This window comes from Streptomyces sp. NPDC056373 (assembly GCF_042262425.1).
Classification (GTDB): Bacteria; Actinomycetota; Actinomycetes; order Streptomycetales; family Streptomycetaceae; genus Streptomyces.
The window spans coordinates 66282-91412 of sequence record NZ_JBHJPX010000010.1 but is presented as its reverse complement, the minus strand read 5'-3'; the positions used below and the strand labels follow the sequence as shown (position 1 = coordinate 91412).

23 protein-coding genes, 1 tRNA gene and 1 pseudogene are annotated in these 25131 nt (G+C 72.1%); 21 read left to right on the top strand and 4 right to left on the bottom strand.

What is annotated here, in order from left to right; all coding sequences use genetic code 11:
* Positions 1-135: 135 nt before the first annotated feature.
* Positions 136-2561 (bottom strand): annotated as a pseudogene (locus tag ACFCXS_RS22135) (SCO7613 C-terminal domain-containing membrane protein).
* Between the two features lie 61 nt (positions 2562-2622).
* Here ACFCXS_RS22135 and ACFCXS_RS22130 point away from each other — a divergent pair.
* Together ACFCXS_RS22130 and ACFCXS_RS22125 are read left to right on the top strand one after the other, a co-directional pair.
* The gene (locus ACFCXS_RS22130) at positions 2623-3069 is read left to right on the top strand and encodes an SRPBCC family protein (RefSeq protein WP_376645284.1); all 447 of its coding nucleotides are present in this window, start codon (positions 2623-2625) and stop codon (positions 3067-3069) included.
* Between the two features lie 39 nt (positions 3070-3108).
* Positions 3109-3180, top strand: a tRNA-Val gene (locus tag ACFCXS_RS22125).
* Between the two features lie 68 nt (positions 3181-3248).
* On the opposite strand, the gene ACFCXS_RS22120 is transcribed toward ACFCXS_RS22125, so the two are convergent.
* On the bottom strand, positions 3249-3977 hold the full coding sequence (locus ACFCXS_RS22120) for a 3'-5' exonuclease (protein WP_376645283.1): 729 nt from the start codon (positions 3975-3977) through the stop codon (positions 3249-3251).
* 169 nt (positions 3978-4146) lie between these two features.
* On the opposite strand from ACFCXS_RS22120, the gene ACFCXS_RS22115 reads away from it, so the two are divergent.
* The 4 genes from ACFCXS_RS22115 (at position 4147) to ACFCXS_RS22100 (ending at position 8732) form a co-directional block, all read left to right on the top strand.
* Positions 4147-4713, top strand: a complete 567-nt coding sequence (locus ACFCXS_RS22115; protein WP_376645064.1) for a DUF4365 domain-containing protein — start codon at positions 4147-4149, stop codon at positions 4711-4713.
* Positions 4710-5936 (top strand): hypothetical protein, encoded by a 1227-nt coding sequence (locus tag ACFCXS_RS22110; protein ID WP_376645063.1) that lies wholly within the window; start codon positions 4710-4712, stop codon positions 5934-5936. Before ACFCXS_RS22115 ends, ACFCXS_RS22110 begins: the two co-directional genes overlap by 4 nt.
* A gap of 192 nt (positions 5937-6128) precedes the next feature.
* Positions 6129-8105, top strand: coding sequence for a threonine--tRNA ligase (gene thrS / locus ACFCXS_RS22105; protein WP_376645062.1), 1977 nt, complete (start codon positions 6129-6131; stop codon positions 8103-8105).
* A 66-nt stretch (positions 8106-8171) separates the two neighbouring features.
* Positions 8172-8732, top strand: coding sequence for an HIT domain-containing protein (locus ACFCXS_RS22100; protein WP_376645061.1), 561 nt, complete (start codon positions 8172-8174; stop codon positions 8730-8732).
* Between the two features lie 125 nt (positions 8733-8857).
* Here the strand turns inward: ACFCXS_RS22100 and ACFCXS_RS22095 are convergent, their stop codons facing one another.
* Positions 8858-10525 carry a hypothetical protein gene (locus tag ACFCXS_RS22095; RefSeq protein ID WP_376645060.1) on the bottom strand — a complete coding sequence of 556 codons (1668 nt, stop codon included), beginning with the start codon at positions 10523-10525 and terminating at the stop codon, positions 8858-8860.
* A 171-nt stretch (positions 10526-10696) separates the two neighbouring features.
* Complete coding sequence (locus tag ACFCXS_RS22090; protein WP_376645059.1) at positions 10697-12895, bottom strand: elongation factor G-like protein EF-G2; 2199 nt, start codon at positions 12893-12895, stop codon at positions 10697-10699.
* A gap of 219 nt (positions 12896-13114) precedes the next feature.
* Between ACFCXS_RS22090 and pgsA the strand changes: the two genes are divergently transcribed.
* From pgsA to yajC, 15 genes are all read left to right on the top strand, one after another.
* Entirely contained in the window at positions 13115-13867 is a 753-nt protein-coding gene (gene pgsA / locus ACFCXS_RS22085) for a phosphatidylinositol phosphate synthase (protein WP_376645282.1), read from the top strand.
* Positions 13864-14772, top strand: a complete 909-nt coding sequence (locus tag ACFCXS_RS22080) for a phosphatidylinositol mannoside acyltransferase (protein ID WP_376645058.1) — start codon at positions 13864-13866, stop codon at positions 14770-14772. Before pgsA ends, ACFCXS_RS22080 begins: the two co-directional genes overlap by 4 nt.
* Complete coding sequence (locus ACFCXS_RS22075) at positions 14769-15932, top strand: glycosyltransferase family 4 protein (protein ID WP_376645057.1); 1164 nt, start codon at positions 14769-14771, stop codon at positions 15930-15932. The genes ACFCXS_RS22080 and ACFCXS_RS22075 overlap by 4 nt, the downstream gene beginning before the upstream one ends.
* Before the next feature lie 277 nt (positions 15933-16209).
* Positions 16210-16350, top strand: coding sequence for a lasso RiPP family leader peptide-containing protein (locus tag ACFCXS_RS22070; protein WP_158761618.1), 141 nt, complete (start codon positions 16210-16212; stop codon positions 16348-16350).
* 52 nt (positions 16351-16402) lie between these two features.
* Entirely contained in the window at positions 16403-18238 is a 1836-nt protein-coding gene (locus ACFCXS_RS22065) for a lasso peptide isopeptide bond-forming cyclase (protein ID WP_376645056.1), read from the top strand.
* A gap of 1 nt (position 18239) precedes the next feature.
* Complete coding sequence (locus tag ACFCXS_RS22060) at positions 18240-18473, top strand: lasso peptide biosynthesis PqqD family chaperone (protein WP_376645055.1); 234 nt, start codon at positions 18240-18242, stop codon at positions 18471-18473.
* A complete protein-coding gene (locus ACFCXS_RS22055) occupies positions 18470-18901 on the top strand; it encodes a lasso peptide biosynthesis B2 protein (RefSeq protein ID WP_376645054.1) in 432 nt (143 codons plus the stop codon). Before ACFCXS_RS22060 ends, ACFCXS_RS22055 begins: the two co-directional genes overlap by 4 nt.
* 56 nt (positions 18902-18957) lie before the next feature.
* Positions 18958-19500 (top strand): hypothetical protein, encoded by a 543-nt coding sequence (locus ACFCXS_RS22050; RefSeq protein WP_376645053.1) that lies wholly within the window; start codon positions 18958-18960, stop codon positions 19498-19500.
* 136 nt (positions 19501-19636) lie between these two features.
* The gene (gene pdxS, locus ACFCXS_RS22045; protein ID WP_358570179.1) at positions 19637-20542 is read left to right on the top strand and encodes a pyridoxal 5'-phosphate synthase lyase subunit PdxS; all 906 of its coding nucleotides are present in this window, start codon (positions 19637-19639) and stop codon (positions 20540-20542) included.
* A 13-nt stretch (positions 20543-20555) separates the two neighbouring features.
* Entirely contained in the window at positions 20556-21164 is a 609-nt protein-coding gene (gene pdxT / locus ACFCXS_RS22040; RefSeq protein ID WP_376645052.1) for a pyridoxal 5'-phosphate synthase glutaminase subunit PdxT, read from the top strand.
* Between the two features lie 48 nt (positions 21165-21212).
* On the top strand, positions 21213-21965 hold the full coding sequence (locus tag ACFCXS_RS22035) for a YebC/PmpR family DNA-binding transcriptional regulator (RefSeq protein ID WP_376645051.1): 753 nt from the start codon (positions 21213-21215) through the stop codon (positions 21963-21965).
* Between the two features lie 126 nt (positions 21966-22091).
* On the top strand, positions 22092-22631 hold the full coding sequence (gene ruvC, locus ACFCXS_RS22030) for a crossover junction endodeoxyribonuclease RuvC (protein WP_175431467.1): 540 nt from the start codon (positions 22092-22094) through the stop codon (positions 22629-22631).
* Positions 22628-23233, top strand: coding sequence for a Holliday junction branch migration protein RuvA (gene ruvA / locus ACFCXS_RS22025; RefSeq protein WP_376645050.1), 606 nt, complete (start codon positions 22628-22630; stop codon positions 23231-23233). The genes ruvC and ruvA overlap by 4 nt, the downstream gene beginning before the upstream one ends.
* A 24-nt stretch (positions 23234-23257) precedes the next feature.
* Positions 23258-24328, top strand: coding sequence for a Holliday junction branch migration DNA helicase RuvB (ruvB, locus tag ACFCXS_RS22020; RefSeq protein ID WP_376645049.1), 1071 nt, complete (start codon positions 23258-23260; stop codon positions 24326-24328).
* 196 nt (positions 24329-24524) lie between these two features.
* Positions 24525-25016 carry a preprotein translocase subunit YajC gene (yajC, locus tag ACFCXS_RS22015; protein ID WP_376645048.1) on the top strand — a complete coding sequence of 164 codons (492 nt, stop codon included), beginning with the start codon at positions 24525-24527 and terminating at the stop codon, positions 25014-25016.
* The last annotated feature ends 115 nt before the right edge of the window (positions 25017-25131 follow it).

Here is a 25131-nt window from a genome sequence, read left to right as displayed (position 1 = left end):
CTCCGCGGCGTCACGACGCCCAGGGGTGTTTTGAGTCCCGCACAGCACCCGAGGCGCCCGGCACGCACCCTCGCCGGCACGCCGAGGGCACGCACCGGACACCGCGGGCACCGCACTGGACTGTCAAAACACCCCCTAGTGCATCCTCCCCAGGACGTCCCGCATCCGCCGGACGTCCCGGATCCGCTGCTCGTACGTCGCCCCGAGCGCCAGCAGCAGGAGGCCGGCCAGGGCGGGAGGCGCCCAGCGGGGGAGGGCCCCCGTCACCTGGACGACGTACGGAGCGAGTTCGTGCAGGGTCACCAGCGCCAGCACCCAGCCGCCGAGCACCAGCGGTGCCCGCAGCCGGTACCGGGCGCCCAGCAGAGTGACCAGCAGCGCCGCGGCGCCCAGCAGCAGCGGCCGGGTCCACATCGGGTCGGCCCAGGCCGCGACCAGGCTCGGCAGGAAGGTCGCGGCGAGCCCGGGGCCGTACGCCGCCCAGGAGGAGGCCTGCGGGTCGCGGCGCCGGCGCAGTGCTCCGACCAGCAGCGCCGGGACGGTCACCGGGAGGGTGTAGGCCTCGGGCGTGCCGACGTCCCAGGCGGCCAGGCGGACCCAGGCCGCCAGCACGAACAGGGCCGTGGCCGCGTAGCCGACGGGACGCCGCTCGGCGCGCAGGGCCGTACCCGCGGCGATCACCCCGCACAGGGCCAGCACCAGCGCGAGCATCGGCGGGTCGGTGACGGCCAGAGTCATGGCGAACAGCCCGGCGGCGGCTCCCACGGCCTCGACCGGCACCGTCGCCCGGGACGTACCGGGACGCGCAGCCAGCAGTGCGGCGGCAGCCGTGACCGCCATCACCAGCAGGGCGGTTCGGGAAGCGGGCCAGTCCGCCGCGGCACCCGACGCCGAAGCCAGCGCGGCAGCGGTCACGAGAGCGGCCGGAGCCGTGAAAAGGGAGACGTCCGACCGCCAGGAGGCCCCGGCGAACAGTGCTGTCAGCACGGCCAGCACGACGAGGGTCGCGGACTGGGACGCGAGGGAGACCAGGGTGAGACCGGTGGCCGTGACCAGGGCGAGGACGAGTGCGGTGACCTGCGCGGCCGACGCCGTGATCCGGCACGCGTACAGGGCCGCCGCCGTCAGCACGCCCAGGACCAGCAACCCGGCGGCGTACGGGACCTCCAGGATCGCCGGGAGGATCAACGCCGTGGCCCAGAGCAGACCGAGAGCGCCGAGCCGGGCCCGCGGGCGCCACACCTGCGTACGGACCGCCAGGGCGAGCACCGCCGCCACGGCCACCAGCACCGCCGGAGCCACCGTCGCGTGCGGCGGCCAGGGCACGTCGACGGCCACCGCCGCACGGGCGTCCGACGGCGCACCGCTCCACACCCGGGCCAGCCGGCCGGCCGGACCCAGCAGCACCACCACGACCACGGGCAGCGTCGTCAGCACGGCCAGTGCCTGTACGGCACCGGAGGCCCACGCGAACCCCCGCCGCAGCGCCTCCGGCGGCCGCACGGTCCGTACCGCCGCCGGCAGGGCGATGCCGACGGCGAGATGAGCCGGGACCACCCACTCCGACGGCACCACGGAACGCACCACGCCGCCGAGGGCGCCCACGACGAGCAGCCCGGCCGTGACCGCGAGCCCGAGGGCGTGCCCGACACCCGGACCCCGCCGGGCCGAACCCACCGCGATCACCGCCGCGAGCAGGAGCAGCGCCCCGGCGCGGGAGGCGTCACCCGGGCCGCCGGCCGTCAGGGACAGCCAGCCGGCCCCCAGTACGCCCCCGCCACCTGTGCCGTAGGCGCGACGACGGCGGTGACCCGCACCGCCCCGGCCGTCCACCGCGCCACCGCCACCGCGTCGAGCCCGGCGGTCACCAGCAGCGCGGCCGTGACCGGGTAGGGACCCGCGTCGGCGGCCACGGCCCACAGCAGCAGCGGGGCCTGGGCCGCCGCCAGCGCGCAGGGCAGGGGCAGACGCAGCGCGGACGTGGCCGGCAGCAGGCCGTACGCCGTCCAGAGCGCCGCGAGCACCGCCGTCGCGGCGGCCGCGTACGCGGTCCCGTCCGTCCCGGCGAGGGTCGCCGCGTGCAGCGCGTAGGCGTCCAGGACCGTCAGGGCGAGCCCGAGGCCCGCCACGGACTCGGCCGTCGACCGCAGCCCCCGCTTCAGCAGGGCCACGGGCGCGGCGAGCGTGGCCAGCGTGACCGCGCCGAGCACCAGGGCCCGCCCGGCGATCCCCATGTGCCCCCAGCTGACCAGGGTGAACACGGCCGCTGCGAGCGTCAGCAGGACACCGCCGAGGACCAGCAGCACGTTCTGCACACCGGGCGCGGCGGTCTCCGGTCGGGGCGGTGCGGGTGCGGCGTGCGGCGGCTGCGGTGACGCCTGGGCGGGCGACGGCTGCCGCGTCCGGTGCAGGGCTGCGACCAGCCAGGCGCGACGGGCCAGCAACTGGGAACGCCGGGCGTCCAGTTGCCGGAGTTCGGCATCGAGGAGCCGCAACTCCTCGGCCGGGGGCGGAAGGTGGGTCATGCACCGCAGTGTGGTCCGCGTCACCTCGCACGGCATGAGTGCGGGTACTCAGGCGCGTACTCAGACAGTCCGCGCCGTGAGTGGGCAGACTGCCGGAATGGACTGGAACCACTACCGCTTCCGCAGCCTGTGGACCCTGCCCGCACCCCCCGCCACCGTGTACGGAGTGCTGGAACGCCCGGAGGACTACCCGCGCTGGTGGCGCCAGGTGCGGGAGGTGACCCGGCTCGACGGCACCACCGGGGTGCTCCGCATCCGCTCCCTCCTGCCGTACGACATGACCTTCACGGCGAGAGAGGTGCGGCACGACCCCGCGGCCGGCGTGCTGGAGACCGACCTGTCCGGGGACATCGAGGGCTGGGCGCGCTGGACCGTGACACCGCTCGGGGCGGGCAGCCTCGCGCGGTACGACCAGGTCGTCAGCGTGCACAAGCCGCTGCTGCGGCGCCTCGCCGTACCGGGACGTCCCCTCTTCCGCGCCAATCACGCGCTGATGATGCGCTCCGGGCGGCGCGGACTCCTCCGGCACCTCCGAGCGGTTTGAAGGAAGCGTGCCCGGGCCTGTATGGTTCAGTGCGTTCCCGGGCGATTAGCTCAGTGGGAGAGCGCTTCGTTCACACCGAAGAGGTCACTGGTTCGAACCCAGTATCGCCCACCGGAAACAGCCGGTCCGTCGCAGACGGACCGGTTTTTTTCATGCCCTGGCGCACCTCGCGCCAGGGCTCAGGCCGCCGCCGGCAGGTCCGGACGCAGCGGCCACGCCGGGTCGACCGTCTCGTCCACACCGCTGCGCGCGAACCACGCCTGCAGGCCCCGTGCCTGCGCCGCGTGCCACACCGCCTGCAGGGTGTGCAGCTCACCCGGGGCGAGACGCTCCAGCCGGGACGCGAACCGGCGGCCCACCGCCCGGGTGACCTCCAGCGCCGCCACGGCGTCGGCCGCCGCGTCGTGCGCGCCCTCCAGGTCCACGCCGTAGTGCGCGCACAGGTCCGTCAAGGTGCGGCGGCCCTTGCGGTAGCGGTCCAGGTGCTTGTCCAGAACCCGCGGGTCCAGCACGGACAGCGACGCCGACTCGAACCAGCGGCCGAGCGCCGAGGCACGGTGGCGGCGCAACTCCCGGTCGAGCAGGGTCAGGTCGAACGGCGCGTTCATCACCACGACCGGCCGCCCCGCGTGCGCCTGCTCCGCGAGTGCCTGGGCTATCTCGTACATGACCGGCGCCGGCCACCGGCCGCTGCGCTGCAGGTGTTCCTCCGTCAGCCCGTGCACCGCCGTCGCCTCTGCGGGCACCGGAACCCCCGGGTTCACGAGCCAGCGGCTCACCCGCGGCCGGATGCCCGGCGCGTCCTGGACCACGACGGCGGCCGACACGATCCGGTCGGTCTCGACGTCCACGCCTGTCGTCTCCGTGTCGAAGGCGGCCAGCGGCCCTTCGTACCAGCACGTCGTCATAGCCACACAACCCCTCGTTCACCTTCGGCAGTTGACGCACCGTCCGCTGCCCGATCCGGTGATACCCGGGCTGTTTGCGCCGTACGCCGGAAGGAGACAACAGGAGTACGGGTCGTTGCAGTTCAGCGGCCCGCAACGGGGAAACACTTGTTCTGGAAGGCTGTTGGCCATGGCCATTGCGCAGCCCGAACGGGGCGGGCTGCTGCCCGAGCGCACGGCTCCCTCCCGCGGCACTCTCGCCACCACCGCCTGCATGGAGACACTGCAGGTCGGCTATCTGCACGCCGTCGCGGCAGCCGCCGGTTGTTCGCTGTCCCAGCCCTTTCCCGACAACGGCATCGACTGGCACGTCAGCCACAGCGCCCCCGGGCACACGGTCGACGACGAGGTCACCATCAAGGTGCAGCTCAAGGCCACCTACCAGGTGCCGCCCAACCCACCCGGCCGCACCTTCTCCTTCACCCTCGACAACGACCACCTGGCGAAGCTCGCCCGCACACCCGTGTCGGTGCACAAGATCCTCGTGGTGATGCTGGTGCCGCGCTCCCGGGACGACTGGCTGCGCGCCGGCCACGACGGGCTGGACCTGAGGCACTGCTGCTACTGGACCAACCTCGCCGGACAGCCGATCACCGGCCGCCGCCGCACCACCGTGCGGATACCGACCTCACGCATCTTCGACGACCGGGCCCTGTGCGAGATCATGACGCGGGTCGGGACGGGAGGGAAACCGTGACGCACCGCCCGACCGACGAGCCACTCAGGCAGGTCCGGCCGCACCCCGTCGACACCACGTGGAGCGGCACACCGCCCGAGCCGCCCGAGCCCGGCGATGTCGACCCGGCCGTGCTGGGCGCCCTGCTGCGCCGGCACGGCTGGCAACGGCGCGGCGGCGCCCCCGGACGATACGGCCGCTGGACCCCTCCGGGGCCCGGCGGCAGGGGCACCAGCCTTCTGGTGCCGGAGAGCCGTGCCTTCCCCGACAGCGACGAGCTGCTCGGCGATGCCCTGCTCGCCCTGACCCGCAGCGGTTCGCCCTCCGCCCGTGAGGTCCTGGTCTCCCTCGCCGTGCCCAGCGACGAGATCCGCTGGTGGCACGACGTCCCCGCCGGGCCCGCCGGCGCGGCGTCCTGGACCGTCGAGGACCGGCTGCGGGGCGCCGCCCGCCGGATGCTGCTCGCCGCGGCCCTCGCGACCCGCGCCCGGGCCGGCTACCACGGTGCCCGTCACCGCCGCTCCGCCGCCGCGGCCCTGGAGAACGTCCTCGTCGGCTCCGCCACCGACGGCCGGCTCACCGCGTTCGTGCCGGTCACCGGCGGCCGTCCCCTGGCCGTACGCCTCCACCAGGCGCTGTTCGCCGCCCGGGAGGCGATCGACTACCAGCGGGCCACCGGTGGCATGGACGGCTTCGACACCGCCGTCGAGGCCGGGGTGAGCCACGAGCTCACCGAGGCCCTGGTGACCCTCGTCCAGGGCACGGAGGGGGCCCGGATCGCCGTCGAGTGGGCCCCGGCAGCCGGTGTCCCCGAGGGCTGCGCGCCCGCCGCCGAGCCCGTCGAGTTCTCGCCCGGCGACCTGGCCGTGCTGCGCGAGGCGGGCGCCCGCTATCTGCGTGAGGAACCCGCCGTGCCGGTGCGGATCACGGGAGCGGTGGTACGGCTGCGCAGGTCCGGGCCGCGCGGCGACGGCACCGTACGGCTGCGCGTGCTGGCCGGGGCCGACGTCCCGAACGTCCGGATCACCCTCGACGAGGACGCGTACCGGATCGCCGGGCACGCCCATCTCGTGGGGCTGCCGGTCCGGGTGCAGGGGCGGCTGGAGAGCCGGGGCGGGTTCCGCCGCCTCACCGGTGCCCACGGCGTCGTGCCCGTCCAGGTCGACGACGCCGAGCGGGACCGCCTGATGAAGGAGCTCCACGAGAACCTCGACTTCTTCGAGGGCGTCTGCGAAGGGGACTGACGAGGCCCTGAGAAGGAGACTGACGAGGCCCTGTGAAAGGGGGCTGCCCAGGTCGGCGGCAGGAGACCGCCGAGGCCCGCGGAGCGGGCTGCCGGGACTGATTTCGCGTCGGGCGGTCCCGGGTCGGTACGATCCTTACTCGTGCGCGCGCTCGGGTATGGCGCCGCAGCCCCCTTCAGTCAGGAGAGACCGGTGTCAGACGTCCGTGTGATCATCCAGCGCGATTCCGAGCGGGAAGAACGCGTGGTGACGACGGGCACTACGGCCGCCGAGCTCTTCGCCGGCGAGCGCTCGATCATCGCCGCGCGCGTGGCCGGCGAGCTCAAGGACCTGTCGTACGCCCTGTCCGAGGGCGACGAGGTCGAGGGCGTCGAGATCTCCTCCGAGGACGGCCTCAACATCCTGCGCCACTCCACCGCGCACGTCATGGCCCAGGCCGTGCAGGAGCTCCACCCCGAGGCCAAGCTCGGCATCGGCCCGCCCGTCAAGGACGGCTTCTACTACGACTTCGACGTCGAGAAGCCGTTCACGCCCGAGGATCTCAAGGCCATCGAGAAGAAGATGCAGGAGATCCAGAAGCGCGGGCAGAAGTTCGCCCGTCGCGTGATCACCGACGAGGCCGCCCGCGAGGAGCTCGCCGACGAGCCGTACAAGCTGGAGCTGATCGGCCTCAAGGGCTCCGCCTCGCACGACGACGGCGCGGACGTCGAGGTCGGCGCCGGCGAGCTGACGATCTACGACAACCTGGACGCCAAGACCGGCGAGCTGTGCTGGAAGGACCTCTGCCGCGGTCCCCACCTGCCGTCGACCCGCAACATCCCGGCGTTCAAGCTGATGCGCAACGCGGCCGCCTACTGGCGCGGCAGCGAGAAGAACCCCATGCTCCAGCGCATCTACGGCACCGCCTGGCCCACCAAGGACGAGCTGAAGGCGCACCTGGAGTTCCTCGCCGAGGCGGAGAAGCGCGACCACCGCAAGCTGGGCTCCGAGCTCGACCTGTTCTCGATCCCGGAGCAGATCGGCTCCGGCCTCGCCGTCTTCCACCCCAAGGGCGGCATCATCCGCCGGGTCATGGAGGACTACTCGCGCCGCCGCCACGAGGAGGAGGGCTACGAGTTCGTCTACACCCCGCACGCGACGAAGGGGAAGCTCTTCGAGACGTCCGGGCACCTGGACTGGTACGCCGACGGCATGTACCCGCCCATGCAGCTCGACGAGGGCGTGGACTACTACCTCAAGCCCATGAACTGCCCGATGCACAACCTGATCTTCGACGCGCGCGGGCGTTCCTACCGTGAACTGCCGCTGCGTCTCTTCGAGTTCGGGACGGTGTACCGGTACGAGAAGTCGGGTGTCGTGCACGGCCTGACCCGGGCCCGCGGCTTCACCCAGGACGACGCGCACATCTACTGCACCCGCGAGCAGATGTCGGAGGAGCTCGACAAGACGCTCACCTTCGTCCTCGGCCTGCTGCGCGACTACGGTCTGACCGACTTCTACCTGGAGCTGTCCACCAAGGACCCGGAGAAGTTCGTCGGCTCGGACGAGGCCTGGGAAGAGGCGACGGAGACCCTGCGCCAGGTCGCCGAGAAGCAGGGCCTGCCACTCGTCCCCGACCCGGGCGGCGCCGCCTTCTACGGCCCGAAGATCTCCGTGCAGACCAAGGACGCCATCGGCCGCACCTGGCAGATGTCGACCATCCAGCTCGACTTCAACCTGCCCGAGCGCTTCGACCTGGAGTACACCGCCGCGGACGGCACCAAGACCCGCCCGGTCATGATCCACCGCGCGCTGTTCGGCTCCATCGAGCGCTTCTTCGCGGTCCTCCTGGAGCACTACGCGGGCGCCTTCCCGGCGTGGCTGGCCCCGGTCCAGGCCGTCGGCATCCCGATCGGCGACGCGCACGTGGAGTACCTGGAGAAGTTCGCCGCTGCGGCCAGGAAGAAGGGTCTGCGCGTCGAGGTCGACTCCTCCTCCGACCGCATGCAGAAGAAGATCCGCAACGCCCAGAAGCAGAAGGTGCCCTTCATGGTCATCGCGGGCGACGAGGACATGTCCCACGAGTCCGTGTCCTTCCGCTACCGCGACGGCTCGCAGGAGAACGGCATCCCCTTCGACGAGGCCATCGCGAAGATCCTGAAGGTCGTCGAGGAGCGCGACCAGGTCTGATCACACGGTGCGAAGGCCCCCGGGGAGATCCCGGGGGCCTTTGCCGTCCCCCCAGGTCGACGCCATATGCTGCACTGCATGACGAGTGAGCCGGAGCAGCAGCTGGGAGTGGGGACGCAGGACGCGTTCCAGCGTCTGTGGACGCCGCATCGGATGGCCTACATCCAGGGCGAGAACAAGCCCACCGGCCCGGGTGCCGGCGACGGCTGCCCCTTCTGCTCGATCCCGGCCAAGTCCGACGAGGACGGGCTCGTCGTCCGGCGCGGCGAGCAGGTCTACGCGGTGCTCAACCTCTACCCGTACAACGGCGGCCACCTGATGACCGTGCCCTACCGGCACGTCGCCGACTACACCGACCTCACCGCGGGGGAGACCGCCGAGCTCGGCGAACTCACCAAGCAGGCGATGACGGCCCTGCGCACGGCGTCCGGCGCCCACGGTTTCAACATCGGCATGAACCAGGGCACGGTCGCCGGCGCGGGCATCGCGGCACACCTGCACCAGCACATCGTGCCCCGCTGGGGCGGGGACACGAACTTCATGCCGGTGGTGGGACACACCCGGGTGCTGCCACAGCTCCTGGCCGACACGAGGAAGATGCTGGCGGACGCCTGGCCGACCGCTTGATTCCGGCGGGGGTGGCACCCCCCAGCCCGTCCGGCGTTCGAGGACGAGGCCGTTCAGGCCGATGGGAGGGGGCCGGGGGCGCAGCCCCCGGGAACACCGGCCCCCACCGGCCCGCAGACGATCGACTACGCGTCGTACACATCCGCCTTCTTCGGCGAAGCCTCCTGCACCGCCCCGCTGAGCGCCGCCGACCTGGACCCGAACTTCTCCACGTCCACCCCGTTCTCCCGCAGCACCTTCAGCGCCGCCGTGTGCACCACCCGCAGCACCGGCGTGGCCGCCCGCAGCGCGTCGTCGGCCATGAACCGGTGCCGCCACGGCTGGTCGGCCCACGCGTGCCGCAGGCCGAACGGCTCCGGCAGCGTCAGCTTGCCGCCGAGCCAGTTCAGCACCGGCGGATACCAGGTCAGCGGGGCGCGCGCGGCCAGCCGTACGACCTCGTCGGCGTCGATCAGCGGGAGCTTCACCGTGCGGGTCTCCCAGAACCGGAGCGACTTCTGGACGGTCTTCTCCTTGGCGGCGGGCTTCTCGTTGAACAGGGAGTTCACCGGCCCCAGGGCGTGCCCGGTGACCTCGATGCGCAGCGTGTCGTGCAGCACGGTCACCGTGATCAGCATGGTGATCACCAGGTGGCCGTCCCACAGGGTCCACTGCACGCCCAGGTAGTGCCGGTCGCCGCTGCCGAACTGCTGCTTGTTGCAGATGTCCTGTATGGCGTGCGTGCGGACCGTGTACGCGTCGACGTCCGTGCCGCTCGGCCGGGACACCTCCGTCGCCTTCTCGCCGATCGGCGTGACCACCCAGTGCGTGATGGACGGCTTGGGGAAACCGCCGGTGTTGATGGACGTACGCTCCAGCATGCCGAGACCGCCCTGGATCGCCACGATGACGTCCCAGCTGCGGAACGGGTGGAACTCCTTGCCCGGTTCGGCGGAGACCAGTTCCTCGGCCAGTTGCCAGCTGCCCCACCGCGTGCCCATGCCGAGTATGCCCTTGGGGCCGGCGTAGAAGACCGAGTTGGAACGCTGCTCGGCGGCAAGGCGGGCCAGCTCCTTGCGGACCTGCTCGGCCGCGTCACCGGGGTTGCCGGGGACGGCCTCGGGGATCTTGGCGCCGACGCCACCGCCCGACAGCAGGCTCGACCAGCGCTCCCGCAGGTCACGGGCGGTCCGCTCGCAGATGTACTTGGCCCAGAACCAGCCGACGACGGGCATGATCACCGCCGCGCGCCCGTACAGGGCCCAGAACCCCGTGAACGGCATGCGCACCAGGAACAGCACGGCCAGCGCGCTCACGGCGACCAGCAGCGTCGTGGCCAGGGCGCCCGCCCGCTTGTCCTCGCGCTTGGCCATGGTGGTGCGCAGGGTGAACACCAGCAGCCACACGAGGAAGCCCGGCAGGAACAGGAGCCCGCAGATCACCGTGATCGCCGACAGCCAGTTGTCGCGGTCGCGACGGATGCGGTGGGCCGCCAGGCAGTGCTCCACGACGACCTGGGGCTCGATGCCGAAGGACTGGATGACCGGATTGCGCCCGGCACCCAGCATCCGGTCGATCACCGCGCGCGAGAAGGCCTCGCCGAGCCTGGGGCGGAAGATCTTCGCCCAGGAGCGCGGCGGGGTCACCTTCGACTGGTGCCACTCGTTGTCGGCGGCCAGGATCTTGGTGACCTCGTCGTCCCGGTACGCCGCCGCGGCCAGCGCGTAGGTCGCCGCCGTCTGGCCGCTCGCACCCGCGAGCGGAACCTGAGCTCCCGGGCTGAAGTCGAATCCGTCCGTCACTGCCGCCCCCATCGCTGCCGCATCCGCATCTGCGGCCTTCCCGACTTCCGCGTCGCGCACACCTGTTGATCAGGTCATCAGCGTATCCGTCCGCACCGGCGTGCGGGGGCGGGCGGCCTGTCAAGCCGTCCACCCCCGCGGAGGGGAGCCCACCGGGGGGCACTTGGTGGCGCCGGGCGCCAACTAGGAGGCCTTGCGCTCCTCTTCGCGCACCCGGTCCGCGACCTGCTGGGGCATCGGTTCGTGCCGCGCGTACCGGCGGCTGAACCCCGCCGTGCCGTGCGCCATCGACCGCAGGTCGATGGCGTACCGGCCGATCTCGATCTCGGGCACCTCGGCCCGGATCAGGGTGCGCCCGCCGGGTGTCTGCTCGGTGCCGAGCACCCGGCCGCGCCGCCCCGACAGGTCGCTCATCACGGTGCCCACGAAGTCGTCGCCGACCAGCACCGACACCTCGGCCACCGGCTCCAGCAGATGGATCCTCGCGTCGGCCGCGGCCTCCCGCAGCGCGAGCGCACCGGCCGTCTGGAACGCGGCGTCGGAGGAGTCCACCGAGTGCGCCTTGCCGTCCAGGAGGGTCACCCGTACGTCGATGAGCGGGTACCCGGCCGCGACTCCTCGGGCCGCCTGCGCCCGGATGCCCTTCTCCACCGACGGGATGAACTGCCGGGGCACCGCGCCGCCCACGACCTTGTCGACGAACTCGATGCCGGACCCGCCGGGCAGCGGCTCCACCTCGATCTCGCAGATGGCGAACTGCCCGTGCCCGCCGGACTGCTTGACGTGTCTGCCCCGGCCGGCCGAGCTGGTCGCGAACGTCTCGCGCAGGGACACCCGGTGCGGCACGACGTCGACCTGGACGCCGTACCGGCTGCGCAGTCGCTCCAGGGCCACGTCGGCGTGCGCCTCGCCCAGGCACCACAGCACCACCTGGTGGGTGTCCTGGTTCTGTTCCAGCCGCATCGTCGGGTCCTCGGCCACCAGCCGCGCCAGGCCCTGGGAGAGCTTGTCCTCGTCCGGTTTGCTGTGCGCCTGGATGGCCAGCGGCAGCAGCGGGTCGGGCATCCGCCACGGCTCCACGAGCAGCGGGTCGTCCTTGGCGGACAGGGTGTCGCCGGTCTCGGCGCGGCCCAGCTTCGCCACACAGGCCAGGTCGCCCGCGATGACGTGCGACACCGGGCGCTGCTGCTTGCCGAACGGCGTGGACAGGGCGCCGATCCGCTCGTCGACGTCGTGGTCCTCGTGTCCGCGGTCGGCGAGACCGTGCCCGGAGACGTGGACCGTCTGGTCGGCGCGCAGGGTGCCGGAGAACAGGCGGATCAGCGACAGCCGGCCGACGTACGGGTCCGAGGAGGTCTTCACGACCTCCGCGACCAGCGGGGCGTCCGGGTCGCACGGCTTGAGCTCGCGCGGCTTGCCGTCGATGGTCGTGACCTGCACCGTCTCGTGCTCCAGCGGCGTCGGGAAGCCCCGCGTGATCAGCTCCAGGAGCTCCAGGGTGCCGAGCCCCTGCCGGGCGCCCTCACCCGCGGGGGCGGCGGCCAGGACGGGGAAGAAGACCCCGCGCGCGACGGCCCGCTCCAGGTCGTCGATGAGTGTCTTGACGTCGACGGGCTCCCCGCCGAGGTAGCGGTCCATGAGGGTCTCGTCCTCGCTCTCCGAGATGATCCCCTCGATGAGCCGGTTGCGGGCCTCCTCGATCAGCGGCAGCTGGTCCTCGCCCGGCTCGGACTCCTTGCGCTCGCCGGTCGAGTAGTCGAACAGCTTCTGCGACAGCAGCCCGATCAGCCCGGTCACGGGTGCGTGCCCGTCGGGGGCCTGGGGGCCGTGCAGCGGCAGGTAGAGCGGCAGGACCGCGTCGGGGTCGTCCGCGCCGAAGGCCTCCGCGCAGGTCCGGGTCATCTCCTCGAAGTCGGAACGCGCCGACTCCAGGTGCGTGACGACGATGGCCCGGGGCATGCCCACGGCCGCGCACTCCTCCCACACCGTGCGGGTCGAGCCGTCCACGCCGTCCGAGGCCGAGACGACGAAGAGGGCCGCGTCCGCCGCGCGCAGACCGGCCCTGAGCTCGCCGACGAAGTCGGCGTATCCGGGGGTGTCGAGGAGATTGACCTTGATGCCGTCCCACTCGACGGGCACCAGGGAAAGCTGCACCGAGCGCTGCTGCCGGTGCTCGATGTCGTCGTAGTCGGAGACGGTGCCGCCGTCCTCCACGCGGCCCGCCCGGTTCACCGCCCCCGCCGTGAGTGCGAGGGCCTCCACCAACGTGGTCTTGCCCGATCCGGAGTGGCCGACCAGCACCACATTCCGTACGGACTGAGGGTGGTCGGCCGCTTGTGCCCTGCCGGCGGCCCCGGGGTGTGTCTGTGCCTTGTCGCCCATGATCCTGCCTCCCGTGCACGGTGAGGTCCCTGTGGGCGCGGACACGCGGAACCCGCGTGCGGTGCGGCTCCGGCGACGCCCGCGGTCATTCGACCTTCCCACTCCCGTCACGGCGCGTCCATACGAACGACGTGAGCGCGCCGCCCAGCCGGGGGCTCGCGAGTTCCCCCGAAAGGGGTCCGGGTGCCCGCCCCTCGCCCACGCGCGCGCGTGACTACGATGGGCCAGCCGGTGGCCAGCAGGGGCCAGACGGCGACACCGACCCTCGGGAAGGCCATGCTGAACAAGTACGCGCGTGCATTCTTCACGCGTGTCCTCACACCGTTCGCCGCGTTTCTGATCCGGCGGGGCGTGAGCCCCGACACCGTCACGCTCATCGGCACGGCCGGTGTGGTCGCGGGCGCGCTGGTCTTCTACCCCATGGGCGAGTTCTTCTGGGGCACGGTCGTGATCACGCTGTTCGTGTTCTCCGACCTCGTCGACGGCAACATGGCCCGTCAGCTGGGCCGCTCCAGCCGCTGGGGCGCCTTCCTGGACTCCACGCTCGACCGGGTCGCCGACGGCGCGATCTTCGGCGGCTTCATCCTCTGGTACGCGGGCGGGGGCGACGACCTCGTCCTGTGCGCCGTCTCGATCTTCTGTCTGGCCAGCGGGCAGGTGGTGTCGTACACCAAGGCCCGGGGCGAGTCGATCGGCCTGCCGGTGGCGGTCAACGGGCTCGTCGAGCGGGCCGAGCGGCTGGTGATCTCCCTGGTCGCGGCGGGGTTCGCGGGCCTGCACAAGTTCGGTGTGCCCGGCATCCAGTACCTGCTGCCCGTCGCGCTGTGGATCGTCGCCGTGGGCAGCCTCGTCACGCTGATCCAGCGGGTCGTCACGGTCCGCCGGGAGTCCGCGGAGGCCGAGGCGGCGGCCGAGCCCGACGGCCAGGACGAGCAGCGGAACGCCTCTCACGGGAGCGAGGCGGCCACGTGAGCGCTCAGGACCGGCTGACGGACGCGCTGTACGGCCTCGGCTGGGGCACGGTCAAGAAGCTCCCCGAGCCCGTCGCCGCACGGCTCGGCCGGAGCATCGCCGACCTGGCCTGGAAGCAGCGCGGCAAGGGCGTCCAGCGTCTGGAGAGCAACTACGCGCGCGTGCTGCCCGGCGCCGGCCCCGAGCGCCTCGCCGAGCTGTCCCGCGCGGGCATGCGCTCCTACCTGCGCTACTGGATGGAGTCCTTCCGCCTCCCGGCCTGGAGCAGGGAGCGGATCAAGGGCGGTTTCGAGCCGAAGGACCTGCACCACCTCACCGAGGGCATGGCCGCGGGCAAGGGCGTCATACTCGCCCTGCCGCACCTCGCCAACTGGGACCTCGCCGGCGCCTGGGTCACCACGAAGCTCGGCATCCCCTTCACCACGGTCGCCGAGCGCCTGAAGCCCGAGACGCTCTACGACCGGTTCGTCGCCTACCGCGAGGGCCTCGGCATGGAGGTACTGCCGCACAGCGGCGGCACCGCCTTCGGCACCCTGGCCCGACGCCTGCGCGACGGCGGCCTGGTCTGCCTGGTCGCCGACCGTGACCTGTCGGCCTCCGGCGTCGAGGTGGACTTCTTCGGCGCCACGGCCCGTATGCCGGCCGGGCCCGCCCTGCTCGCCCAGCAGACCGGCGCCCTGCTGCTGCCCGTCACCCTCTGGTACGACGACTCGCCCGTGATGCAGGGGCGCGTCCACCCGCCCGTCGAGGTCCCCGAGCCGGGCACGCGCGCCGAGAAGACGTCCGTCATGACACAGGCGCTGGCCGACGCCTTCGCCACCGGGATCGCCGACCATCCGGAGGACTGGCACATGCTGCAGCGCCTGTGGCTCGCCGACCTCGATCCAGCGAAGGGATCCACGTGAGGATCGGTATCGTCTGCCCGTACTCCTGGGACGTCCCGGGCGGCGTGCAGTTCCACATCCGTGACCTCGCCGAGTACTTCATCCGCCTCGGCCACGAGGTGTCCGTCCTGGCCCCGGCCGACGACGACACCCCGCTGCCGCCGTACGTGGTCTCGGCCGGACGTGCGGTGCCGGTGCCGTACAACGGGTCGGTGGCCCGGCTGAACTTCGGCTTCCTGAGCGCCGCCCGGGTGCGCCGCTGGTTGCACGACGGTGCGTTCGACGTGATCCACATCCATGAGCCGACCTCGCCGTCCCTGGGGCTGCTGACCTGCTGGGCCGCCCAGGGGCCGATCGTGGCCACGTTCCACACGTCCAACCCGCGCTCCCGCGCGATGATCGCCGCGTACTCGATCCTCCAGGCCGCCCTGGAGAAGATCAGCGCCCGCATCGCGGTGAGCGAGTACGCCCGCCGCACGCTGGTGGAGCACCTCGGCGGCGACGCGGTCGTGATCCCCAACGGCGTCGACGTCGACTTCTTCGCCGACGCCGAGCCCAAGGCCGAGTGGCAGGGCGACACGATCGGCTTCATCGGGCGTATCGACGAGCCCCGCAAGGGACTCCCGGTGCTGATGAAGGCGCTGCCGAAGATCCTCGCGGCGCGTCCGCAGACCCGGCTGCTGGTCGCCGGGCGCGGCGACGAGAAGGAGGCCGTCGAGTCCCTGCCGGCCGAGCTGCGCGCCCGCGTCGAGTTCCTCGGCATGGTCAGCGACGAGGACAAGGCCCGCTTCCTGCGCAGCGTCGACCTGTACGTCGCACCGAACACCGGCGGCGAGAGCTTCGGCATCATCCTCGTCGAGGCCATGTCCGCGTCAGCCCCCGTCCTCGCCTCCGACCTGGACGCCTTCGCCCAGGTCCTGGACCGGGGAGCGGCCGGCGAGCTGTTCCCCAACGAGGACGCCGACGCCCTGGCCGACGCGGCCGTACGGCTCCTGGCGGACCCGGAACGGCTGGCGGAGCTGCGCGAGCGGGGGAGCGCCCACGTGCGGCGCTTCGACTGGTCGACCGTCGGCGCGGACATCCTGTCGGTCTACGAGACGGTCACGGCGGGAGCGGCGGCGGTGGCCGAGGACGAGCGGACGACCGGGCTGTGGGGGCGGCTGGGGTTCGCCCGGGACTGACGGGCGGACGCCGGGGCGGGCGCCGGGTCTTTTTCAGGCCATGCCGAAAGGGCGGGTCGGGGTCTATTTCAGGCCATGCCGAAGGGGCAGGTCGGGCGTGCGGGTGCCCCTGGGCCGGATGATCGATTGCGCAGATCACCCGTGATCTTTCCGTGTCGCTCGGGTGTGCGAAGTGACTGCCGGGACTTGAGTGAAAACCGATGGATCATGAATCACTCCCGAATGTACGGTGCAATGGGTAGCTGACCGGCTGCCCCTTGTAACGGGAGGAGATGTTGTGGACGAGCAGATCGAGCTCACGACCGCCGAGCCTTATGCCCCGCCGACGCTGACCGAGGTCGGAGAGTTCAACGAGGACACCCTGGGCTTCATCGGCTGGGGCAACGACATCTTCGGTCACTACTCGGGCGGCTTCTGACAGTCGTCGCGCCGGCTCTCGCCGGCACGAGCACGCTCGGAGAGATGAGCAGATGAGCAGCACCGGGTTCGTGGTCCTGCCGGACACGGCAGCGGCGGCGGCCGCTCGCGCGGCCGTGCCGTGGGCGTCGCCGCAGGAGTACACGCACGCCTCGGGGCGGCCGTGGCTCGTGGGCCGCTGGTCCACCGGCGAGATCACGGTGGTCACCACGGGCCCGGTGCGGGTGGCGGTGGTCGGGGTCTGCCCCCTCCCCGCCGCCCGGCTCTCCGAACTGGCCGCCCGCATACGGACGGTGTCCGACGCGGACGCCCTCGCCACGTCCCTGCCCGGCTCCTGCCACATGGTCGTCTCGGCCCACGGGGAGGTCCGCTTCCAGGGCAGCGCCACCGGACTGCGCCGGGTGTTCCGCACCCGGGTGGACGAGGTCGAGGTGGCAGCCGACCGGGCCGACGTCCTCGCCGCGATGACCGGTGCCGGGATCGACGAACAGGCCCTGGCCCTGCGCGTGGCCACCGGCGGGTTCCTGCCGCCCCCGCTGGGCGACCGGCCCCTCTGGGCCGGGATATCCGCCCTTGCCCCGGACCACTGCCTGGTGTGGGAACACGAGCGGATACGCGAGACACGCTGGTGGCGGCCGCCGGCCCCCGAACTGACCCTGACGGCAGGCACCGAGGCCGTGCGGCAGGCTCTCACCTCGGCCTTCGAACACCGCGCGCCCGAGCGAGGCCGGCTGAGCACCGACCTGTCCGGCGGCATGGACTCCACCTCGCTGTGCTTCCTCGCCGCCCGGAGCACGCCCGAGCTGGTGACGTTCCGCTGGGGCGAGGCCGAGGCGGGCAACGACGACGCCGCCTTCGCCGGCCACGCCATCGGCGCCCTCGACCGCGCCGAGCACCTCGTGGTCCCGCCGGGTGAACTCCCCTCCCTGTTCACCGACTTCGACGAGCCGGTGGACACCGAGGGCCCCTACCCGTTCGCCCGCACCCTCGCCCGCACCCGGCACACGGCCCGCCTGCTGGCCGGCACCGGATCGCGCAGGCACCTCGCCGGACACGGCGGCGACGAACTGTTCACCCCGTTCCCCGGCTACCTCCACCGACTGCTCCGCCGCCGTCCGCTGACCGCCCTGCGGCACGTCCGCGGATACGCCGCGCTGAGCCGCTGGCCCGTCCTGCCGACCCTGGCCGCGCTGACCCGCCCCGGTGACGAAGCCGCCTGGTGGCGCGGCCAGGCCGACCGGCTCACCGACCCGCCCCCGCCCAGACGCCGCCCCGCACTCGGGTGGGGCCTGTGGACCCTGCGCGCACCGTCCTGGGCCACCGGCACCGCGATCGAGGCGGCCCGGGAGGCCCTGCGGGACACCGCGACCCGGGTACAGCCGCTCTCCGGCGACCTGGCACAACACCAGTCGCTCCTCGCCGTGCGCACCGCCGCCCCCTGGTACCGGCAACTGGCCCGCGTGTTCGCCGACGACGGTGTACAGCTCGACTCGCCCTTCTTCGACGACCGCGTGGTGGAGGCGGTCCTGGCGGTCCGCACCCACGAGCACGCGGGCCCCTGGCGCTACAAGCCCCTGCTCGCCGACGCGATGCGCGGCATCGTCCCGCAGCCCGTGCTGGGCCGCTCCACCAAGGGCGAGTTCAGCGACGAGGCCAACAGCGGGCTGCGCCGCAACCTGCCCGCGATCCTGGAGATGCTCGACGACTCGGCCCTGGCCGCCCGGGGCCTGATCGACCCCGAGGCACTGCGCACCCGGCTGCTCGCACCCCAGCCGGACAACTCCATGAGGATCGCCCTGGAACCCCTGATCGGCTGCGAGACCTGGCTGCGCGCCGCCACCCGCCCCACCCCTGCCTGGAGGTTCGACGCCCGTGCGCCTGCACCCTGACGTGAGCACCACCGACACCGACGACGGCACGGTGCTGCTCAACGAACGAACCGGCCGTTACTGGCAGTTGAACAACACCGGCGCCCACGTGCTGCGCGAACTGCTCGACGGGCAGCAGCCCGCCGCCATCGCCACCGGCCTCGCGAGCCGGTACGGGATCGACTCCCAGCAGGCCGAACGCGACGTGAGCGCCGTGATCGAGCGGCTGCGAGGCTCGGAACTGGTGATCTCTTGAGCATGCCCGTCGCGCTGGCCGAACGGCGCCGTCTGCCTGTGCACCGCAGGTTCCTGCCCCTGCTGGCCGTGGGCGTCGCCCGGCTGCTGGCCAGGGTCAGACCCGCCCGGCTGCGCACCGTCCTGGAGTTCGCCCGCCGGGGCGCCGCCCCCGCGACGCTCGCGCAGGCGCTCAGAGCCCGCGAGGAGGTCGTGTCCGTCAGCCTGCGCTGCGCCGGGCAGGGCTGCCTGCAGCGCTCCATCGCCACCGCCCTGCTGTGCCGCATGCGCGGCGCCTGGCCCACCTGGTGCACCGGGGTGCGCACCCACCCCTTCGCCGCCCACGCCTGGGTCGAGGCGGAGCGGCAACTCGTCGGCGAGGGCCACCCCAAGGGACACTTCAAGACCCTCATGTCCATCCCGCCCCTGGCGGAGGACCGCAACGGCTGACCACGGGCGGGGCTGGGCGAACGGCGGGGACCCTCCTGCCGCTAGCCTTGCCGCCCGTGACCACCACTCTCATCTGGATCGCCGTCGCCCTGGTCGCGATCGGGCTCTACCTGAGCTGGACCGCCGGCCGGCTCGACCGTCTCCACGCCCGGATCGACGCCGCCCGGGCCGCCCTGGACGCGCAGCTGCTGCGCCGGGCCTCGGTGGCCCAGGAACTCGCGACCTCGGGGGTCCTGGACCCGGCCGCCTCGATCGTGCTGTACGAGGCCGCACACGCCGCCCGGCAGGCCGAGGAGGACCAGCGGGAGGTCGCCGAGAGCGAACTGAGCCAGGCGCTGCGGGCCGTCTTCGGAGAGGCCCCTCAGGTGGAGGCGGTGCGGGAGGCACCCGGGGGAGAGGAAGCGGCCCGGGAACTCACCGAGGCCGTCCGCAGGGTGCCGATGGCCCGGCGCTTCCACAACGACGCCGTACGCGCTGCCCGGGCCCTGCGCCGGCACCGCAAGGTGCGCTGGTTCCGCCTGGCCGGTCACGCGCCCTTCCCGATGGCCTTCGAAATGGACGACGAGCCTCCGGTGGCCCTGGTCGACCGGGCCGCCTGAGCCCCGTCCCACCGGGCGTTTCCCGGCCGTGGCTCGCAAAAGGATCCACGGCGTTCCCATTGGCCCTTGCTGTGGCCTGGTCCTCTCACGTTTCCTCGGTGCTGCAGAAACCCCCTTTCCCTCAGCGAGGTCACCCGTGTCCATCTCCGAAAACCAGGCTCCCGAGACCGGTACCGCCCGTGTGAAGCGCGGCATGGCCGAGCAGCTCAAGGGCGGCGTGATCATGGACGTCGTCACGCCGGAGCAGGCGAAGATCGCCGAGGACGCGGGCGCCGTCGCCGTCATGGCCCTGGAGCGGGTCCCCGCCGACATCCGCAAGGACGGCGGCGTGGCCCGCATGTCCGACCCGGACATGATCGAGGGCATCATCGACGCCGTCTCCATCCCGGTCATGGCCAAGTCCCGCATCGGTCACTTCGTCGAGGCCCAGGTCCTGCAGTCCCTCGGCGTCGACTACATCGACGAGTCCGAGGTCCTCACCCCGGCCGACGAGGTCAACCACAGCGACAAGTTCGCCTTCACCACCCCCTTCGTCTGCGGCGCCACCAACCTGGGCGAGGCCCTGCGCCGCATCGCCGAGGGCGCCGCGATGATCCGCTCCAAGGGGGAGGCCGGCACCGGCAACGTCGTCGAGGCCGTCCGCCACCTGCGTCAGATCAAGAACGAGATCGCCCGCCTGCGCGGCTACGACAACAACGAGCTGTACGCCGCAGCCAAGGAGCTGCGCGCCCCGTACGAGCTGGTCAAGGAAGTCTCCGAGCTCGGCAAGCTCCCCGTGGTGCTGTTCTCCGCCGGCGGCGTCGCCACTCCCGCCGACGCCGCGCTCATGCGCCAGCTCGGCGCCGAGGGCGTCTTCGTCGGCTCCGGCATCTTCAAGTCCGGCGACCCCGCCAAGCGCGCCGCCGCCATCGTGAAGGCCACCACCTTCTACGACGACCCGAAGATCATCGCCGACGCCTCCCGCAACCTCGGCGAGGCCATGGTCGGCATCAACTGCGACACCCTCCCCGAGACCGAGCGCTACGCCAACCGCGGCTGGTAAGGCACAGGAACCCATGAGCGACACCCCCGTCATAGGCGTCCTGGCCCTCCAGGGCGACGTACGGGAGCACCTCGTCGCCCTGGCCGCGGCCGATGCCGTGGCCAGGCCGGTGCGGCGCCCCGAAGAACTCGCCGAGGTCGACGGCCTCGTCATCCCCGGTGGCGAGTCCACCACCATCTCCAAGCTGGCCGTCCTGTTCGGCCTGATGGAGCCCCTGCGCGCACGCGTGCGGGACGGCATGCCCGTCTACGGCACCTGCGCCGGCATGATCATGCTCGCCGACAAGATCCTCGACCCGCGCTCCGGGCAGGAGACCATCGGCGGGATCGACATGATCGTGCGCCGTAACGCCTTCGGGCGGCAGAACGAGTCCTTCGAGGCGGCCGTCGGAGTCAAGGGCGTCGAGGGCGACCCGGTGGAGGGCGTCTTCATCCGGGCCCCCTGGGTGGAGTCCGTCGGCGCCCGGGCGGAGGTGCTCGCCGAGCACGACGGCCATATCGTCGCGGTCCGCCAGGGCACCGTGCTGGCCACGTCGTTCCACCCGGAACTGACCGGCGACCACCGGGTGCACGCCCTGTTCGTCGACATGGTGCGGGGGAACCGGACAGCCGAGTCCTTGTAGGATTCCTGCGTTCGTTGCTGAGATGGGTTACGCGAAGGAGACAGGCAGATGTCCGGCCACTCTAAATGGGCTACGACGAAGCACAAGAAGGCCGTGATCGACGCCAAGCGCGGCAAGCTCTTCGCGAAGCTGATCAAGAACATCGAGGTCGCGGCCCGCATGGGCGGCGTCGACATCGAGGGCAACCCGACTCTCTACGACGCCATCCAGAAGGCCAAGAAGCAGTCGGTCCCGAACAAGAACATCGACTCCGCGGTCAAGCGTGGCGGCGGCCTCGAGGCCGGCGGCGCCGACTACGAGACGATCATGTACGAGGGCTACGGACCGAACGGCGTCGCGGTGCTCATCGAGTGCCTCACCGACAACCGCAACCGCGCGGCCTCCGACGTCCGCGTCGCCATGACCCGCAACGGCGGCTCGATGGCCGACCCGGGTTCGGTGTCGTACATGTTCAGCCGCAAGGGCGTCGTCATCGTCCCCAAGGGCGAGCTGAGCGAGGACGACGTCCTCACGGCCGTCCTGGACGCGGGCGCCGAGGAGGTCAACGACCTCGGTGAGACCTTCGAGGTCATCAGCGAGGCCACCGACCTGGTCGCGGTCCGCACCGCCCTCCAGGACGCGGGGATCGACTACGACTCCGCCGACTCCAGCTTCGTGCCGTCCGTCCAGGTGGAGCTGGACGAGGAGGGCGCCAGGAAGATCTTCAAGCTGATCGACGCGCTCGAGGACAGCGACGACGTGCAGAACGTCTTCGCCAACTTCGACGTGAGCGACGAGGTCATGGAGAAGGTCGACGCGTAACTCCGGACTCCACATTCCGGACTCCACCGAGCCAACGGGCCGACGGGACACACCCCGTCGGCCCGTCGCGTTGTCGGTGGCACCCGATAGCCTGCACAAACAGGTGAGCGAAAGGGAGGGCGGCGCGTGCGCGTACTGGGGGTGGACCCGGGACTGACCCGGTGTGGTGTCGGCGTCGTCGAGGGCGTCGCCGGGCGGCCGCTCACGATGATCGGCGTCGGCGTCGTCCGCACGCCCGCGGACGCCGACCTCGGCCACCGCCTCGTCGCCGTCGAGCAGGGCATCGAGCAGTGGCTCGACGAGCACCGCCCCGAGTTCGTCGCCGTCGAGCGCGTCTTCAGCCAGCACAACGTCCGTACCGTGATGGGCACGGCCCAGGCGAGCGCCGTCGCCATGCTCTGTGCCGCCCGCCGCGGGATCCCCGTCGCGCTGCACACCCCGAGCGAGGTCAAGGCCGCCGTCACCGGCAGCGGCCGGGCCGACAAGGCACAGGTGGGTGCCATGGTGACCCGCCTGCTCCGGCTCAGCGCCCCGCCCAAGCCCGCCGACGCGGCCGACGCCCTCGCCCTCGCCATCTGCCACATCTGGCGCGCCCCCGCGCAGAACCGCCTTCAGCAGGCCGTCGCCCTGCACACCGCCAAAGCACCGAAAGGCCGGACGGCATGATCGCCTTCGTCAGCGGCACAGTGGCCGCACTCGCTCCGGACGCCGCCGTCGTCGAGGTCGGCGGCGTCGGCATGGCCGTCCAGTGCACCCCGAACACGCTGTCCACGCTCCGCATGGGCAAGCCGGCCAAGCTGCACACCTCCCTGGTCGTACGGGAAGACTCCCTGACCCTCTACGGCTTCGCGGACGACGACGAGAGGCAGGTCTTCGAGCTGCTCCAGACCGCGAGCGGCGTGGGACCGAGACTCGCCCAGGCGATGCTGGCCGTGCACACCCCGGACGCGCTGCGCCGGGCCGTCGCCACCGCCGACGAGAAGGCCCTCACCGCCGTCCCCGGCATCGGCAAGAAGGGAGCGCAGAAACTGCTCCTGGAGCTGAAGGACCGGCTCGGCGCGCCGGTCGGTGCACCCGCCGTCGGCGCGCCGGTCAGCAGCGGCTGGCGCGACCAGTTGCACGCGGCCCTGATCGGCCTCGGCTACGCGACCCGGGAGGCCGACGAGGCCGTCGCCGCCGTGACCCCGCAGGCCGAGGCCGTCGAGGGCACGCCCCAGGTGGGGCAGCTGCTGAAGGCGGCCCTGCAGACGCTGAACCGAGCCCGCTGATCCACGATTCTCTGAGGCACATCTATGAACTGGGACGACACGACCGACACCACCGCCGGAGAGCGGCTGGTGGACTCTGTCGCCGACCGTGAGGACCAGGCCGTCGAGGCAGCCCTGCGCCCCAAGGACCTGGACGAGTTCATCGGCCAGGAGAAGGTCCGCGAACAGCTCGACCTCGTGCTGCGCGCCGCACGCGCGCGGGGGGCCACAGCCGACCACGTGCTGCTCTCCGGCGCCCCCGGCCTCGGCAAGACCACCCTGTCCATGATCATCGCGGCCGAGATGGGCGCCCCGATCCGCATCACCTCGGGCCCCGCCATCCAGCACGCCGGCGACCTCGCCGCGATCCTCTCCTCCCTCCAGGAGGGCGAGGTCCTCTTCCTCGACGAGATCCACCGCATGTCCCGGCCCGCCGAGGAGATGCTGTACATGGCCATGGAGGACTTCCGCGTCGACGTCATCGTCGGCAAGGGCCCCGGTGCCACGGCCATCCCGCTGGAGCTGCCCCCCTTCACCCTGGTCGGCGCCACCACCCGGGCCGGCCTGCTCCCGCCCCCGCTGCGCGACCGCTTCGGCTTCACCGCGCACATGGAGTTCTACGAACCGGCCGAACTGGAGCGGGTCATCCACCGCTCGGCCGGCCTCCTGGACGTCGAGGTCCGGCCCGAGGGCGCCGCCGAGATCGCCGGACGCTCCCGCGGCACGCCCCGTATCGCCAACCGCCTGCTGCGCCGCGTCCGCGACTACGCGCAGGTCAAGGCCGACGGGCTGATCACCAGGGACATCGCGGCGGCCGCCCTCGCGGTGTACGAGGTGGACGCGCGCGGCCTTGACCGCCTCGACCGCGGCGTGCTGGAAGCCCTGCTCAAGCTGTTCGGCGGCGGCCCGGTCGGCCTCTCCACGCTCGCTGTCGCGGTGGGGGAGGAACGTGAGACCGTGGAGGAGGTCGCCGAGCCCTTCCTCGTACGGGAGGGGCTGCTGGCCCGTACCCCCCGCGGCCGGGTCGCCACGCCCGCCGCATGGGCGCATCTCGGCCTCACCCCGCCACGCTCCCAGACCTCCGGAAACGGACAACAGGACCTGTTCGGGGCGTGACGCGGCCGCCACGGCTCCGGGGCGGTGCGCTCGCGGCGAGGTCACTGGCCGGACCAGGAACCCCGGTGCCATGCTGAGCGTTGTTCCATGCACGCGGACTCGCTTAGACTCCGCCGATGCCGCCTTTGACGGCGGCGTACACACCCCCAACCATCTGGCCGCTCACAGCGCGGTCGTGTGAAGGAAGTACCGACCCGTGAGTCTCCTGACCCTCCTCCCGTTCATCGTGCTCATCGGGGCCATGTTCCTGATGACCCGATCGGCAAAGAAGAAGCAGCAGCAGGCCGTGGACATGCGGAACCAAATGCAGCCCGGCAGCGGCATCCGCACCATCGGGGGCATGTACGCCACGGTCAAGGAGGTCAATGAGGACACCGTCCTCGTCGACGCCGGTCCCGGCGTCGAACTCCTCTTCGCCAAGAACGCGATCGGTGCCGTCCTCACGGACGACGAGTACAACCGCATCGTCCACGGCGTCGAGCACGACCTGAAGTCCGACCCCGACATCGTCCCGGACGACGCCTCCTCCCTCACCGAGACCGGCGACTCCGCCGCCGACGCCCCCGCTGACGACAAGGCCGTCGACCTCGGCAAGAAGGACACGGCCGATGAGCCGGCCGACGAGGCGACCCAGGCGAAGACGGACGCAGAGCCGAAGAAGACCGACGGCGACTCCGAGGCGAAGTAGTCGTGACCCGGGGTGGGGGGGGGCCCCCCCCCCCCCCCCCGGCGCCCCCCCCGCGCCCACCAAAACCAACACAAGTTAAAGCCGCCCCCCCCCCCCCACGCCGCTCTGGGGGGCG

Coding starts and splice junctions, on each gene's coding strand:
- ACFCXS_RS22130 (WP_376645284.1), top strand. CDS start 2,623: ATGGACTGGAACCACTACCGCTTCCGCAGCCTGTGGACCCTGCCCGCA.
- ACFCXS_RS22120 (WP_376645283.1), bottom strand. CDS start 3,977: ATGACGACGTGCTGGTACGAAGGGCCGCTGGCCGCCTTCGACACGGAG.
- ACFCXS_RS22115 (WP_376645064.1), top strand. CDS start 4,147: ATGGCCATTGCGCAGCCCGAACGGGGCGGGCTGCTGCCCGAGCGCACG.
- ACFCXS_RS22100 (WP_376645061.1), top strand. CDS start 8,172: ATGCTGCACTGCATGACGAGTGAGCCGGAGCAGCAGCTGGGAGTGGGG.
- ACFCXS_RS22095 (WP_376645060.1), bottom strand. CDS start 10,525: ATGGGGGCGGCAGTGACGGACGGATTCGACTTCAGCCCGGGAGCTCAG.
- ACFCXS_RS22090 (WP_376645059.1), bottom strand. CDS start 12,895: ATGGGCGACAAGGCACAGACACACCCCGGGGCCGCCGGCAGGGCACAA.
- pgsA (WP_376645282.1), top strand. CDS start 13,115: ATGGGCCAGCCGGTGGCCAGCAGGGGCCAGACGGCGACACCGACCCTC.
- ACFCXS_RS22065 (WP_376645056.1), top strand. CDS start 16,403: ATGAGCAGCACCGGGTTCGTGGTCCTGCCGGACACGGCAGCGGCGGCG.
- pdxT (WP_376645052.1), top strand. CDS start 20,556: ATGAGCGACACCCCCGTCATAGGCGTCCTGGCCCTCCAGGGCGACGTA.
- ACFCXS_RS22035 (WP_376645051.1), top strand. CDS start 21,213: ATGTCCGGCCACTCTAAATGGGCTACGACGAAGCACAAGAAGGCCGTG.
- ruvA (WP_376645050.1), top strand. CDS start 22,628: ATGATCGCCTTCGTCAGCGGCACAGTGGCCGCACTCGCTCCGGACGCC.
- ruvB (WP_376645049.1), top strand. CDS start 23,258: ATGAACTGGGACGACACGACCGACACCACCGCCGGAGAGCGGCTGGTG.